The sequence below is a fragment of the Luteibacter sahnii genome, from assembly GCF_034063545.1.
Taxonomy (GTDB): domain Bacteria; phylum Pseudomonadota; class Gammaproteobacteria; order Xanthomonadales; family Rhodanobacteraceae; genus Luteibacter; species Luteibacter sahnii.
The window spans coordinates 345,397-359,761 of sequence record NZ_JAQLOK010000002.1 but is presented as its reverse complement, the minus strand read 5'-3'; the positions used below and the strand labels follow the sequence as shown (position 1 = coordinate 359,761).

8 protein-coding genes are annotated in these 14,365 nt (G+C 61.7%); 4 read left to right on the top strand and 4 right to left on the bottom strand.

Annotation, left to right across the window (positions count from 1 at the left end):
- Positions 1–1,494, bottom strand: a complete 1,494-nt coding sequence (locus PI246_RS06980; RefSeq protein WP_320550570.1) for a DUF3375 domain-containing protein — start codon at positions 1,492–1,494, stop codon at positions 1–3.
- A 671-nt stretch (positions 1,495–2,165) separates the two neighbouring features.
- On the opposite strand from PI246_RS06980, the gene PI246_RS06975 reads away from it, so the two are divergent.
- Together PI246_RS06975 and PI246_RS06970 are read left to right on the top strand one after the other, a co-directional pair.
- The gene (locus tag PI246_RS06975; RefSeq protein WP_320550569.1) at positions 2,166–5,303 is read left to right on the top strand and encodes a P-loop NTPase fold protein; all 3,138 of its coding nucleotides are present in this window, start codon (positions 2,166–2,168) and stop codon (positions 5,301–5,303) included.
- A gap of 310 nt (positions 5,304–5,613) precedes the next feature.
- Positions 5,614–6,921, top strand: coding sequence for a hypothetical protein (locus PI246_RS06970; protein WP_320550568.1), 1,308 nt, complete (start codon positions 5,614–5,616; stop codon positions 6,919–6,921).
- Between the two features lie 316 nt (positions 6,922–7,237).
- Here the strand turns inward: PI246_RS06970 and PI246_RS06965 are convergent, their stop codons facing one another.
- Complete coding sequence (locus PI246_RS06965; protein WP_320550567.1) at positions 7,238–7,783, bottom strand: hypothetical protein; 546 nt, start codon at positions 7,781–7,783, stop codon at positions 7,238–7,240.
- 460 nt (positions 7,784–8,243) lie between these two features.
- Between PI246_RS06965 and PI246_RS06960 the strand changes: the two genes are divergently transcribed.
- Together PI246_RS06960 and PI246_RS06955 are read left to right on the top strand one after the other, a co-directional pair.
- Positions 8,244–12,026 (top strand): SIR2 family protein, encoded by a 3,783-nt coding sequence (locus tag PI246_RS06960; RefSeq protein WP_320550566.1) that lies wholly within the window; start codon positions 8,244–8,246, stop codon positions 12,024–12,026.
- Between the two features lie 334 nt (positions 12,027–12,360).
- Positions 12,361–12,894 carry a hypothetical protein gene (locus tag PI246_RS06955; RefSeq protein ID WP_320550565.1) on the top strand — a complete coding sequence of 178 codons (534 nt, stop codon included), beginning with the start codon at positions 12,361–12,363 and terminating at the stop codon, positions 12,892–12,894.
- On the opposite strand, the gene PI246_RS06950 is transcribed toward PI246_RS06955, so the two are convergent.
- Complete coding sequence (locus PI246_RS06950) at positions 12,861–13,580, bottom strand: VgrG-related protein (RefSeq protein WP_320550564.1); 720 nt, start codon at positions 13,578–13,580, stop codon at positions 12,861–12,863. The genes PI246_RS06955 and PI246_RS06950 overlap by 34 nt on opposite strands.
- 45 nt (positions 13,581–13,625) lie before the next feature.
- Positions 13,626–14,045 (bottom strand): lysozyme inhibitor LprI family protein, encoded by a 420-nt coding sequence (locus PI246_RS06945; RefSeq protein WP_320550563.1) that lies wholly within the window; start codon positions 14,043–14,045, stop codon positions 13,626–13,628.
- Between the last annotated feature and the right edge of the window lie 320 nt (positions 14,046–14,365).

Here is a 14,365-nt window from a genome sequence, read left to right as displayed (position 1 = left end):
TCAAGGTTCCCAGTCGAATCGGGCGTAGGTGATGGGGTTAAACGCGAGTTCCGGCACCTCGAAGCGCAGCGCCTTGCCGTCTCGGGTCGTCAGGTCCAGCGATTCACGGGTGGCGCCCAGCGGGGTGTCTCCTTCCCGTGCCATGCCCAGCCATACCGCCAAAGTCTCGAGGTCGTGCGTCGGGGGCACGCGTTCGGCCAATTGGGGCAGGCTCAGCGGCGTGTCGCTCGACCGGATCGCCGCGAGCGTGTCTTGGACCAAGGCCTCGCGATCCAGCCCGTCGAGCGATGCCCAGAATTCGTCGTCAATGTGGTTGATGTCGCCGGCTTGCCGCTGCAAGTCAAGGTCACGCATCGTTTGTTGATCCAGCGCTTTGACGCGCAAACGCTCGATGAGCGGCAAGGACCCGCACGGGACAGCGATGGGCGGCAGCGGCGCGGATGCGCGACGCACGGCCTGTGAGTCCCAATCCACGCGTTGGGCCCACTGGAATACTTCGTTCAAGAGTTGCCCGACGCGGTGGTGCTCGGCGGCCAAACTGGTGCGCAGGAAGCTTCGCACGTCGCGTTCGCTGCGCGATCGCGTGCGAATGACCGAGGCAGACTCCTTGACGAGCCGCATGACCAACCAGCGCAAGTCGGTCCGTTGTGCGGGCGTCAGCGCGGCTTGAGCGGAGGGGTGTTGGAGGATGGCGCGAAGCCGTCGCTTCATCGCATCCAACTCCACCTCCTGCTGGAGTTGGTGATAAAACGCTTGGAACACCCGACCTTCGGCCGTCTCGAGCAGTGTGTCGTGGCCGTTGAGTAGGGTGTCGACGATGGCGCCCCGATGCTGCCCCTCGTCGACGATGGCATGACGCAGGCGGAGGTCGGCGTCTCGCCAGGAATCCTCGACGCGACGAAAGTCCGCGCGCAACCCGGTGGCCAGCGCGAACAGCTCCCGGACGCCTTCGGCTGCCTCCTGTGCGTCGGCGACCTCCACGCGCCCGGCCTCGGCCTCGCGCAGCTCGGACTCCAGACGCAGGATTTGTGCGCGCAAATGCACCGCACGGCTTCGAGGGTCCGGGTTGAGTCGGGCTTCCAAGCGTTCCACTTCGCGCTGGACCACTGCCAGTCGTGAGGCCGTGGAGGTCATGACCCGACTTTCCAGCTGACCCACAAACCGCAGTGCCGCTTCCAGGGCGTCGGTCGCATGGATGCGCCCCTCGCGCTCGGTGATAAGCCCTCGGCGAATCCAGTCCCTCAGCTCTTTGCGTGCGAGCGCCGAGGTGTCCCCATCGATGTCGAATTCGGACCGTCCGGCGTGTTCGGTGAGCAGGTCGCTCAAGGCGTGCTCGGCATCGTCGACATCCACGCCGTCCTGACGCTCCTCGAAGAGCGTTTGAAGGCAAGCAAGAATGAGCGGGCCGCGCCGGGCCGCAAGGAGCTGCCAAGCGGCGTGCTGGTGACGCGCGACCGAATAAGCCTGGGCGCGCTCTGGACTGTGCATGGCCATCACGCCGTCCTTGGTGCGGTGTGTTGATGTGCTCGTAGCCTACCGTGTCCTACGATCCTGCGGCAGAGGTGCTTGGCGGCACGTTCCGCGTGGCCGAGCCGCGCTGTGAGGCGATTTGGACCACCGGGCGTGGGTAACGCGCACCGGTGAGGTGCTGTGCAGATTCGGCAATTCTTCGCACGCCATCTCTCCCATGCCTCGGCTGCACCCGTGGCACCGAACGGCTGGGCTTGGGCCCTGGTTCAATCCCCCCGAAGGGCTGGCGTGTTGGTCGTTGCGGTGGCGCACCAGGGGATCGTCGTGCTGCCCGGCACGCCCGAGTATCGCGCGCGGGTGAGGGGCGCCGGGGCGGCCGTCATCGTGCCAGTCGTGACCTCGCAGGGCGTGGCGCGACATGTGGAGGTTGGCTAGTGGGGCGGGGTCCGGTGCAGGTTCAGAGGTTCCATTTGTCGGTGCTCTGGCACGCATGTAGCGGTCGGCCTCCCTCAGCCGCAAGCGAAGGCAGGGCAGGAGCGTGCGGTGAGACCGATATGAAGGGAGGCCGTAGCGCTCTTGAAGCGCCGGTCGCGAACCAGAGAAAAGGTGCGGCATGCTGACCGATGCGGCACCCGCGATCAGCTACGATGCCGAAGTGGGTCCGCAAGGCATGAGCCAGGACATTAGGGGGGCGCATGGACAATACGATGGAAGATGCATTTAAGCCGGTCCGTTTCATTGTGGACGACCAGCGAGCAGAAGATGCCTTGGACACGCATCGGCGAACCGCCGCGTTCTTGGCCCGCGCCATCCAAACGAACCCGACGATTCGATCGATCGCACTGTTGGGGGCGTGGGGGAGCGGAAAATCGCTCGTGATCCGCTATCTGGGTGAGTCACTGAATGCAGAAGCCCGTGGCGAAACGGGTGGTCGATCGACCGCAGCGATCGGCACCTTCGCGTTTGGGGATGGCGTTGGTGCACCCAAGAAAACGTCATTCGATCCGTCCGACACGCTTCCCGCGGACCAACACAGGCCCGATGGCCTCGCGGGCGCGTCGGAACCCGTCGCGTCTCCTGACCCCGATGTGGCCGCTGTGCACGGCACGACAGTCCCAGGTGGTGCCAGGCACGGGGACGCTCGTCGCGAAGATGGATTGACCCAGGTCAAGGATCGTTTAGTTCGATTCATGCGTTGGATATCCCGTCGCGAAGCCACACCGCCTGCCGCCACCATGTTCACCTACGACGCGTGGATGCATCAGAGCGATGCGCAACGGCGATCGTTTCTGGAAGTGCTTCTTGCGAGTCAAGTGCCCGCGGGAGCCACACTGCTTCCAAAGTGGGCCGATGCGATGGATCGCCTCACGGGTCGCTTAGAGGTCACCGACACCACGGACACGCCGGTGTCCTCGTTGCCGCTCTTTCTTTTGTTGTTGGGGCTCTGCATCGGCCCTTTTGGCGTGACCGCGCTGCTTCGGTCCCAGGCAATCGCGGACCAAATCAATGCGAGCTTGCCGAATACGAGCTTTTGGGAGTGGCTCCCGAGAACCCCCGAGTCGGTGACGTCGGTTGCCGTGTGCTTGATTTTGGGAGGGCCCGCGGCAGCGTTGGTTGTATATGTCGCAGCCTGGATCATGTTTGGCTTCGGGAAGCTCAGGGGCCTGCTTGGTTTTGCCGCACCACGGCGGCGCACAGATCTATCGATATCCGAGATCAATAATGTGTTGCTGAACCGGAAGTCATCACGCTCAAAAAAACGCGTGATCAGAGACCCGTCTCCGACCACGTTGGATTTTCAGATTCTCTTCACCGAGATCGCCCGAGCCATCCTCGATGGCGAATCGTTTGCGCGAACGCGCTGGCGTCGAATAAAGCGGCTGAAGTCAAATCGGCTAATCGTCGTTGTCGACAATATGGATAGGCTCGCCAGCGAGGATGCGAGAGCGATGTGGCCGGTGCTCCGGAGCATATGCTTGGGGACGGGGCGCCCAACTGGCCGGGACGAGGCGGATGCTGTCGGCCCGCCGGTTACCGTGATTGCCCCTCTCGACACCCATGCGCTGACTAAGGCGCCGCAGGACGAGGAGGGTGATCCCACGCGCGCTCTGGCGCAGATGGAGAAATCTTTTGATTTGATCGTGAAGATGCCAAAGCCGAGGCTGTCATCGTGGCGAAAGTACTTCAAGGATCAGCTTCGCGAATTGTTGCTGCGCGACGTTGACCCGGTGAGCTTGCAGCAGGTTGTTGGCTTGGCCGACGAACAGTTGCGCTTGGCTCATGATCGCATCACTCCACGACAACTGAATGGGATCGTCAACCGCATTGGCGCGCTTTACATGCAGTGGGGGGCATTCATCAAACTTCCGACTATTGCCGGCTACGTATTCGATGAAGCCGATTTGGTCGCCACACCCGAGAAGATATTGACGCGAGAGCCTGCTGTCTCGGATATCGACCCGAAATGGGAAGTGGCGTACTTTGCCATGTATCACGGCATCAGGCCCGACGCCAACGTTTTTGTGATCAACGATGGCGAAGTTCGCAAATGTCTCGAGGACGGGAAGGTCGAACGATGGGCTCAGTTGTCTCGTCAGCCTGATTTTGTCGCCATTCTTCAGCGCGTGATCGTGAGTCATCGCACAGGCGGAGAACATGGGCCGGTCGCGCTACACCTGCTGCTCAACGCCGCGGCATTGATGGCAGAGGATGACGAGCCGAGTCGCTACGAAGCCGTTTGGATGGCGTTGCCGAAGGCATTGCATAAGGCGCAAATTGTTGATTGGCTCACTGAGGAAGACGCAGTCAAGGGGGTTACCCTGTTGCGTCAGCTGGAGGCGAAGGAGGGCTTCCATGACGTCGCGGAGCTGTTCTTGTGTAGCTTCTTGCATAATGCGCTTTCGCGTTCGGGTGGCCGGAATGGTGGTATTGATGAGGGCATGGAAGCGGCGGCGGCACTTTTGAGAGGCAATGAAGCGCTCCTGAAAAAAGAAAGGCAGCCTGCGTTGTGCATCAAACTCAGTAAGGAGGTGGAGTCGGATGTGCTTCTGAGGCTCTTGGCGCACAAAGATGTGCCGCTTGAGGCATTGGCCGTGTTGTCCTACGAGCAAGCTTTGGAACTCGAAAACAGTCTTCTGAAGCTGATTCAGGGGGAGCGGCTTCGCATTAACGTGGTTGATGCGATCAATGGAATACTCGCGTCCAACGTGGCCATTGATTGGCCGCGAGTAACCGAACATACCATCCACGTGCTCGCGGGCACGGGCGGCACGATTCTGGCGGTCGCGGTCTTGAAAGAGTTCTTAGCTCCAGACGCGCCTGATCCGGTGAAATTGTCCAAGTTTTTTGACGGTTACGGGCAGTCCTTCATCCGAAGTGGGGTCTCCAGGAATTTGCCTGCCAGCGTTTTTGCGGGTATCGCAGTGTTTCTAGGGACGGAGTGGTCGGGGCCGGTTGATTTCGGCGATTCCTTCACAGCTTGGTGTTCAAACGAAGTCAAGGCCGGGGAAAGGATCGCCACCTTCGCAGACAAGTTCTATTCGGATGTGGCGATCATTGATGCCGCGCTCGTCCGTGGGGCAGTGAATGAGTGGTTCGCCGATCTGTCCGTCGACATCACAGTCGCGGTGCTCGAGCGCACCCAGCACTTGTCCGAATGCATCACGGCCGTGATGGCGCAGGCAGAGCTGCTTCAGATGCGCTATACGAACGAGCGTGCAACGCGAATCGTAACTGCAGTGAGTTTGGCAGGCGGGCCGCCCCCGGGTTGGATTTCGATGCCTGCTGTCGCTCATCCGGATGAAGGGCTGTCCGAGGAGGATGCAACACTGTAGTCGTTGGCGCAGCGGCCGTTGCGCGCCGTTGAGCATCCAACGGCATGATCGCTTCTAACGTCGTGGTCGATAGGTGGTCTGGCGTCGTGGCTGCGCTGACTAAAGTTCGGATTCTACGTGATTTGACGCGCTGTTCTGCGTCGTCGTAAAGTCGGCGTCATGTACCAATTTGGCCAGTGTGGGGCGGTCAGTGCTGGACTGGTCTGACTATGTGGCATCCGAACAAGACACGCATTGGGGCACGGACTCCGGGAACGGCGCAGACTTTTCCGTTGTTGTGTGGACATCGCCCAACCGCGGGCGCCTCGCCATGTTCCAGGCCAAGCGTGTCGAGCCCCCACAGCCGCAGAACGGGAACCAGAAGCGGACACGGCGCAGCGCTTTGACGTTTGCGGGCCGAGTGCTGTTTGAGCAAGGCGAGGCGCGGCTGGACGTACATCGCCGCCCGCACGCACGACGTCAGCCCAAAGCGTTGTGGCGGTCGGCGCAAATGTTGCAGCTTTCACGCACGGGCAGGGACATTCTCCGAGTCCAATCGCTCGCTCAGCTGCCTGGAGAATCAGAGCTTGGGCTCGCCGAGGTATTTGCACGCTATCGCGCGAACGGCCCAACGGTCCCAGGCGACGTCTCTGTGAGCTTCGATGCGACCGTCCAGCAGTTGGCGGAGGGCGTCGGATATTTGACCGGGAAACTATGGGGTAGTGAGGCACGGAAGGCCCGGGACAAGTTTCAGGCCAGGGTCGCGGAGTGGCTTGGGCGCACGAAGGACGCGCGGCGCATGATTGTGGGTCTGGAGAATCGGGCTATTCTCGAGCGCCGGTGGGTTGCGCCAACCTTTGCGGATCTCTCGTGGATCCATTACGTCGCCTATCTGCGCGATCCCCCGACGTCACAACATCGGGATCAGGCGGACGGCGCGGTTACCGTGCCGTTGTCCGAGTTGGTCACGCCCCACGCGACCGAGTCAAAATCATCCGCAAAATCGCCTAACATCATCGATCTCGCGACTGTGCAGTGTCGCAGCTTCGCGAACCTTTTGTTGGCGGGCGTCTCGGACTCGCGCGCAACGGGCCGTGGTTGGCTCGACGTCGACCGAGCACTGGTGGAAGCCATCATGCCGGCGCTTCGGAGCCACGGAAAGGTCGTCAACCTTCGGACGCAGCGAGGCTGGCGCTTGGAACTGAAGCGTCGAGAGCGCTTGGCGGACCTACGGCTATTGGCTGCTGCGCGCCCGAGGGATGAGAGAGGGCGGTTTCTTCCGGGATTTGGTCCGCCATCTGGCCAGGCTGGACGTACCGATGCATTTTCAGCAACGGTCTCCGGCGCGCTGCTTGGTGCTCGGGCGTCGGAGCAACGATTGCTTGAGCATTCCCCTGAGTTAGAATCCGAAGGGCCCCCGCTTCAACCTGAGGAGCTGCCCGAACGACGCCCCAAGGCACCGGAGCAGCTAGGCGCCGAATTCGTGGTTCCTGAGGAAATCGACTTCACCGTCTTCACGGTCTTCGAGCCGACTCCTCCAGCGGGTCCAGCGGTCACGCAACGGCGTAGGCGCGACAGGCATGGTCGCCCGAGATTGCTTCCGCCCCCCGGCCCTGATAATCGCGGTGGAAGCGACTGACTAAGATGTTTATCGCGGCCGGCCCTCGGTCTGCTTGAATCTACAAGCGGACCCGCTGTGCCGGCTCGGTGGGCGTTCAACAGCACCCACCACGGCTCGCTCGGAGAGCATCGCCTCGGCCCACGCTAGGCGAACTTGGCCAAGCTTCGCCGTCGATCCGTCGCGGAAATCGCGCTGGAGAGCATCGGGGACGATCGGTCCTGCCATCACGACAGCGAGAATCGAAAGCAGAAGAACGCCGTTGCTGGTCATGCAGACATCTCAGCTACACATAGCCCAAATCGTTACTGCGCCACTTACTCTCGCCGGCGGTCTTTCAAAGCCTGCGCCGCGTCACGGCTGGGGTGGCACCCAGGGTCATTGCCGCTTCAATGCCTGCGGCGCTGCGTTCGGCGTGCGCTTCGTCCCAGCGCAATCGTTGCTGGACGCCCCATTCGGCGGCATCGAACCGCCGACGCAGCGCAGCTGCCTGCGCGAGTTCGTCGTCCGTGAAGCGCCTGCCGTGGCGTTCTTCAGCGTCACAGTGGCGCTTATGCGCGGTGTAGCCACTGCCGCACTCGCCGTGTTCGCTCCATTGCGGCTGGCCGTCCATCGACGCACGGAAGAACGCGTCGTCGCCCGTGCGCATCGCATAGTCTACATCGGCCCGGATGACCGCATCCTTCCACAGGTCGAATGAGGCCCACTCGCGCAAGCGAGCGATGAGCGCCGGCAGCGAGGTATGCGCCGTGCAGAATTTTTGGCTCGGGAGAGGTTCCTTGATTTGGAAGCTTTTTCCGTCCGTCGGGCTATGGCGATAGCATAGTCCGCACGCGCTGATGTGGCGCTGCCAGCGCTCTGGTAGCGGCACTGGCGTCTTCAACGGCTGAGAGCGTCGCGTTCGGCTGGTTGTAGGCTTCAGCGGCGTGGGGCGCTTTAGGTGGTGTTGGGCGGGGCGCACCCTATCGCAACTTTCGACGCCGTCAAGTGCTCGGGCGCCTTTAGGGCGCTAAGGAGATTAGCGGTCAGGCTTTCTCCCGCTCGTATCCGTCGACCGTCTTGTACCGGCTTACCGCTTCAGAACGGTATCCAATTGGTGCCAGGCGCCGGCGGCGGCTTGGGCTTGCGATTCGGAGGGTGTTCTTGGTCGGACTTGAGGACGAGACGAGATAGCGTTGTGGCGGGCCATGGCGCTGAGGCGACCATGAGGTGCACGTTGCTGCCGAGTCTGCGTCCGCCGTAGGCCGTGGGGGCGATTCCGTTACATGTAATATCTGCGTCACGTTGACTTCGGCATCGCGCTCCGCGCGATTCGTGCAGCGCTAGCGGACCTTGGAGATGAGATGCGATTCCTTCCTGGTGGGCCATGGATACCGGACGCGTTGTTGAGTGCGCGAGATGCCGGCGAGGTACTGTTTTTTTGCGGCGCAGGTGTGTCTCGGGCGAAGGCAGGCCTTCCGGATTTTGTGACCCTCGCCATGCAGGTCGCCGATGCCCTGGGGGCAACACAGCAGGGCGATGCTCGCCGCCTGCTCCGTGCGGCGATCCCAGCTGAGGACGGCACCAAGCCGGTGGGCAGCGTGGCGATTGATCGCGTCTTTACGCTGTTGCAACAAGAGTTCGAGATCGCGGACGTGCGCCGGGTCGTCGCCGTGCGATTGTCCACGCCCGCGAACTGCGACTTGGCTCCGCACCGTACCTTGTTAAAATTGTCTCAGGTACGTGGGGGGCAACCCCGGCTGGTCACCACCAATTTTGACCTGCTGTTCGAGCAAGCAGAGGTAGGGATTCAATCGTCGGCGCCGCCGCGGCTGCCCGATCCGCGGCGGCCGCAGGATTTTCATGGCGTCGTTCACCTACACGGCGCCGTGAACGCAACGTTCAACGGCGCCGAGCACGACGAATTTGTGCTGTCTAGCGGGGAGTTCGGTCACGCGTATCTCTCGGATGGCTGGGCCACCCGATACATTCAAGCATTACTCGAGCGATTCATCATCGTCTTCGTGGGCTATTCGGCTGACGACCCGCCGGTGCAGTACCTGTTGGAAGCGATGAACCGGGGAGCAGCTGGGACGCCCAGGCTGTACGCGTTCCACCTGGGTACCGCCCAAGAGGCTGTTGCCCAGTGGTCGCATCGAGGAGTGACGCCCATCCCCTTTGATACGTACTCAGCCCTCTGGGATAGTCTGGACGCGTGGGCCAAGCGCGCGTGCGATCTCGATGCCTGGCATCGTTCCATCATTGCACTGGCCGCGAAGGGCCCAGCATCGCTTGCACCGCATGAGCGCAGCCTGGTCAGCCATTTGGCGCGGTCCACCGAGGGTGCACGCGTGTTGGCTACCGCAGAAGTCACCGCGCCTGCGGAGTGGCTCTTCGTATTCGATCGGGCGCTCCGCTACAAGCCCCCTTCACGATGGGGGGCGGGGTCCGACTCGCTCGACCCATTCGAGGTCCTAGGTTTGGACGATGATCCGCCGCCCGAACGTGTCGAGGTCGAAAACCCTGCCGCCCGGCGCACGACTCCTGTAGAGGCATGGGACGCATTCGAGATTGCAACTGAAGATCGTGCCAGCGCGTTGTCCGATGCCTTTGCGACCCTTACCGGTCCAGGCGCGGCTGTGGCGGGCGTGCTGCCACCGCGACTCAGCCATCTCGCGCGCTGGATTTCCCGCGTGGCCGACCAGCCCGCCTCGGTGGCTTGGATGGCAGGGCGGCAAGCGCTGCATCCGCATCTGCGCCGCCTGATCACGTGGCGGCTTCGCCATCAGCCTGCAGAGTTTTCCGAGGATGTTCGCGAGGCGTGGACGCTTCTGATGGCCTCGGAAGACATCGACAACGGACCGCTGCGTCACGCGATTGGGGCTGAAGTCGCACGCGTTGGTTGGTCGAGCCGAAGTGTTCGTGCTGCCGCAGCGCTCTACAGGCCGCACATTGTCGTAAGGCAAGGCTCGGCCATGCCGTGGTCCGAACTGCACCCGGAGGTCTCGCTGACTTCGCTGATGCGTGCCGAAGTCGAGTATCCGAGGCCTTACGCACCATTTGAGTTTCCGGCAGACCTGCTGTGCCTTGTCTGCCGCTTGTTTCGCGGGCACCTCGAACTCGCGGTGCAACTCGAAGAGGAGATGAGGGGATCGGGTGCACTTTATTTTGATGCCATCCGTCCGTTGGAGGGCGAGGGTCGAAGCGAATTTCGGTTGACTGGCCTAATGGGTACCTTCGCGGGGCTCGTCGAGTCGTTGGCTGTCGCGGACGCATCCGCTGCCAAGCGAGAGGTCGAGGCGTGGAAAGGTTATGACGATGCAGCATTCACGCATCTGCGGATTTGGGCCGCCGGCTTCGTGGACATGATGGGCGCAGACGAGGCCGCCGAGACGCTCTTGGGTGTCAACGCGGAGGTATTTTGGTCATCCGATCACGAGCGAGACTTGATGCTGACCATGCGCGATCGTTGGGATGATTGGGCATTAGATCAGCGTATGAGTTTTGAGCGACGCCTGCTCGAAGAGCCATTGCCTTGGTTTGCTGGGCGCGACGATCGCGACGAGATCATTGCACATTACCGCCTCAATCGTTTGCAATGGTTGAAAGAGCAAGGGGTGGCGGTTTCTTTTGATGAGTCCGAAGTCATGGCCCGACTGAAAACCCAGTCACCGAGCTGGGAAGAGGCTGCTGCGCAGCAAACGGCTCAACCGAGGGTGACTCGCGTCCGAGGTTTGCGCGACGACCCGGACGACAGCCCTCTTGCGGTGGTTCCGCTCGGCGATGTTGTGGCTGCCGCCCATCACCTCTCAGGATATGATTTTGGCCAAGGTACGGTAAGAAACCCGTTCGCGGGACTGGCACAGCACTATCCTGCTCGTGCCCTTCGCTCGCTGGTCTTAGCCACCCGGCAAGGGATCGAGACAGCGGCTGCTTGGTCGACCTTCTTGCAACGCCAAATTCAAAGCACCCCATCCGACCGCTTGCGGGCGCAAGTCACGCGTCGGCTTTCGCGACTGCCAGTCGCGACGACACTAGCGATTGCCCATCCGCTGGTCGACTGGATGGCCAGTCAAAGCGAGCACCTGACCTCGCGCGAGCCGGCCGCGCTCGAAGCACTGTGGGCGCATATCCTTGCTGTGCTCGACGCCGAAGCGCCAGAAGCGCGTTCCGGTCGCATTGGATGGGTGAATGACGCCATCAATCGCCCAGTCGGTAAGTTGGTTGAGTTGATGTTTCGAGATCCTCGCATCAAGGGCTGGCGGCTTGAGGCGGATGTGGATGAGGACTGGCTCAGGCGCATCGACGTGTTGCTTCAGCTGCCTGAGCCGAGAGGCTTCCAAGCTTTGTCGCTCGTGGCGCTTCGCTTTGCATGGCTCTCATGGCTGGCGCCCGCCTGGACGGAGGCTCGGTTGGTGCCGTGGGCAGCCGATGAAGGCGCGGGTGGCGATGCCCTCTGGTCCGGCATCCTAACCGAAGGTCAGGTGCCTTCGGCGACTTTCTTCATGCAACTCAAGTCTTCTTTGCTCCGGCGTGCCGTCGACGAAAAGGTCGGTCGCACGTTTCAACGGACCATGGCTGGCATGCTGCTCATAGGATGGCGGGGCATCGATCGGCACCTGTCAGTGACTCAGCAAGTGACGGATGTAGAGCTGCGAGAGGCATTGATCCTCGGCGATGACGAACTGCGTCGCGGCACACTCTGGCAGCTGGGATACTGGGCAAAAAACGAAGAAGAAGCAGACGGATATGCGTGGGATGATCACGTTCTTCCGTTCCTGGACCGCGTCTGGCCACTACAGCGATCGGTGCGAACGGGCGCGTCTTCGAGTGCCTTGTTGAATCTCGCATTTGACGTGCCAGAGCGATGGTTCGACGCCGTCGTGACGGCCATCGCGCCTCGCCTCACAGAAGTCGACACGGGCGCAATGATGGGTATCCTCGACGAAGCAGGCATTCCCGGCTTCGTTCGCGGTCACGCCCTTGCGTTACTGACTCTGCTTTGGGCCGTGCTCGCTGAAGATGCGGCTCGATGGCCGTACGGTGCCGACGTGTATTTACAGCACTTGAGCAGCCACGCCGATGTCGCCGATGACCCAAGGCTCATTGAGTTGCAACGCCGTCGCCATCGTGCCGGCCCGCTTTGAGTGTGCCTGACCGGGTATGCGATCGCGAACTTTGATTGGGTAAGGCGGACTTGACGAGATTCCGCGTTCTGCTATGCCTATTGGAGCGTTACTCACCGACTGCGAAGTCCGTGAAGACGCGTCGGTTTGGTGCCGGTACTCACGAGGGGCACCGAGATCCACGTTAAGCTGGATCAATCAGTTAAACAGCGTTTGGTTCAAGGGTTAGCTAACCCTTGGTACTAGGAACGCTAATGAAGAGAGTACAACTTAGTGTTGCAGTGGAAGGGCGCATCGGCACCAGTCGAATCGGCGCGCGCGTCAGCGCTCAGGGCTCATTCGAAACGTGGTCTCCATGAGCTACCGCATCCAGCCGCAAGCCTGTTGGCAGCGAGCGCTCAGTCCCGATCACTCGGCCCCGAAGGCGGATGCCCCCCTTCGACTGATTGAATGGTGCGTGCTTTGGTTGATCCATGCCGACCCTCGGCTTGCCACGCGACGCCATCGCCCGCGCTTGCGGGCGTTGGTCATGCAGCTGGACCCGAGCTTTCATCATCGTCGCATTGGCGATGCCTTGGGGCGCCTGCGAGATCTTCATGCGGCAGGCATGGTCACGACCCGTGGCTTCGACGGCGGGATGATGGTGCCGACCGATGCATGGTGCGAGGTGGCCTTCCAGGCCACGCATCGCGCCTTTGGGCGGCACGACGCTATCGAAGAGACAATGCAGGCGCGGCGCGATCGCTTCTATCGCATTGTGCAGCTGCGCACATCGGGCGAACAGGGTGGTCTCGATTGGCTCAACGAGAGTTCGCCGCCGCCCATCGAGAGAGCGGTTGAGCCGAGGCCAAGCGATCACAAAAGTCTATTCGACGACACCGAACCGTGAACGGATGGAACAGTTCGCACGGTCACGCCGTTGGCTGCCAGGGTGGCATCGGCACCGGCCAGCGCCTCCAAAGCAACTCTCTCGTGAGCAAAACGCGCCTTTAGGGAATCGTGAAGATGAGGCGAGCCGGCGAAGAGCGTTTCGACGTGTGCCGTTTTGTAGTCTTGCACGGCGCCGACGATGTCCTTGTCACTCAAGGTTGCCAAGTCATAGTGCTGCCCGAATTTCTCCTGCAACCCCTTATCAAAAATGCGCGGCGTCAGTCCTCGGCATTGCACCGACGTGCTCCACAGCGCGTCTTGCACGGCCATGCCCCGGTCCGACAAATCTATGCCTCGAGCTTCGAGGGCGGCCACTTGCTGGGAGTAGTGCGATTGCCCGACAAATCGCTGTTGGTCTTCGCCAAAGCCTGGGTCCGTGCGGGCCAGCGTTTGCCACTTAGCATTGAAGGCGGGCGTGACGGGTGTGAGTCCCTGGAATTGGGCGCCATAGGGCGACTGGTCGAGATACTCGCGGAGCGTGCCGGATGCTGACGACAGTTGGTAGGCGCCATAAGAGACGCCGCCCTTGTCATGTTTGCCCGTTGAGATGGTGCCGACATCGCCGCCGGATTCATAGTGGGCCGACGTTTGGCCCAAGTGCCACTGACTCGCGACATGCTGCGCGCGTTCAAGATCATCCGTCATCGCTTTAACTCCTTTATTCGGTCAGTGTAAAACGGGTAACGGCTTTCAGGGATGGATGCGTTGTGCTTCCAGTTCAGCGGCGCGCAGGGCGGTGCGGTTGAGTCGACACTCGTTAGCGCCAAGCATGGCCGCGGTGCCGCCATCGGCCGGCGGTGCGCACGCTTTATCGCGGTCGGCTATCCACGCGCGCTCCTGATCTCGCAGCGCCCGCCGCCCCGCGTCTGACAACGATTCGCGCAGTGACTTATAGGCGGTGTTCAGCCGACGGTCCTGAAAGTCGAACTCTGTGCCGATGCAGTTGTTGAGCGATAGCGTCACGCCTTGGGCTTGGGCCAGGCAGCGGTCGTAACCGGGCCGCAGCGGTGGTGCCTCCTTCGTATCGACTGGGCTTGCCGAGACGGTTGCAGCGACCGTGCCCAGAGCTAAGCCTAAGCCGATGATCAAGCGTGTCGAGATAGCATCCATGGTTTCATTCCTGGGGGAGTATCAGTCGTGGCCGAACGGCGCGATCGACGTGGTCGAGCCATGTTGCCGGAATGGTGAGGCGGTCACAAGAAACCTGACCTGTCTCTAGCTGCCGTATCAAGGACTACTGCCTACGTCCGGGATTGATGTGCGCGCAATATGTGTATTTCTCCGGTAACCCCGATCATCCGACCCACAGCAACCAAGTGCATCGGTAAAGACGCGCCAGGGCGCGGCGGTTGGTGTCGCTGCCATGGCGGCGGCACCAGCGGCGGGGTATGTGCTTGAGAATGCTGTTGAGGTAACCGCTGACTCAACCA

Excerpts from the sequence above, each read along its gene's own strand:
- PI246_RS06980 (WP_320550570.1), bottom strand. The coding sequence starts at position 1,494 with ATGGCCATGCACAGTCCAGAGCGCGCCCAGGCTTATTCGGTCGCGCGT.
- PI246_RS06945 (WP_320550563.1), bottom strand. The coding sequence starts at position 14,045 with ATGGATGCTATCTCGACACGCTTGATCATCGGCTTAGGCTTAGCTCTG.
- PI246_RS06975 (WP_320550569.1), top strand. The coding sequence starts at position 2,166 with ATGGACAATACGATGGAAGATGCATTTAAGCCGGTCCGTTTCATTGTG.
- PI246_RS06970 (WP_320550568.1), top strand. The coding sequence starts at position 5,614 with ATGTTCCAGGCCAAGCGTGTCGAGCCCCCACAGCCGCAGAACGGGAAC.
- PI246_RS06955 (WP_320550565.1), top strand. The coding sequence starts at position 12,361 with ATGAGCTACCGCATCCAGCCGCAAGCCTGTTGGCAGCGAGCGCTCAGT.
- PI246_RS06960 (WP_320550566.1), top strand. The coding sequence starts at position 8,244 with ATGCGATTCCTTCCTGGTGGGCCATGGATACCGGACGCGTTGTTGAGT.
- PI246_RS06950 (WP_320550564.1), bottom strand. The coding sequence starts at position 13,580 with ATGACGGATGATCTTGAACGCGCGCAGCATGTCGCGAGTCAGTGGCAC.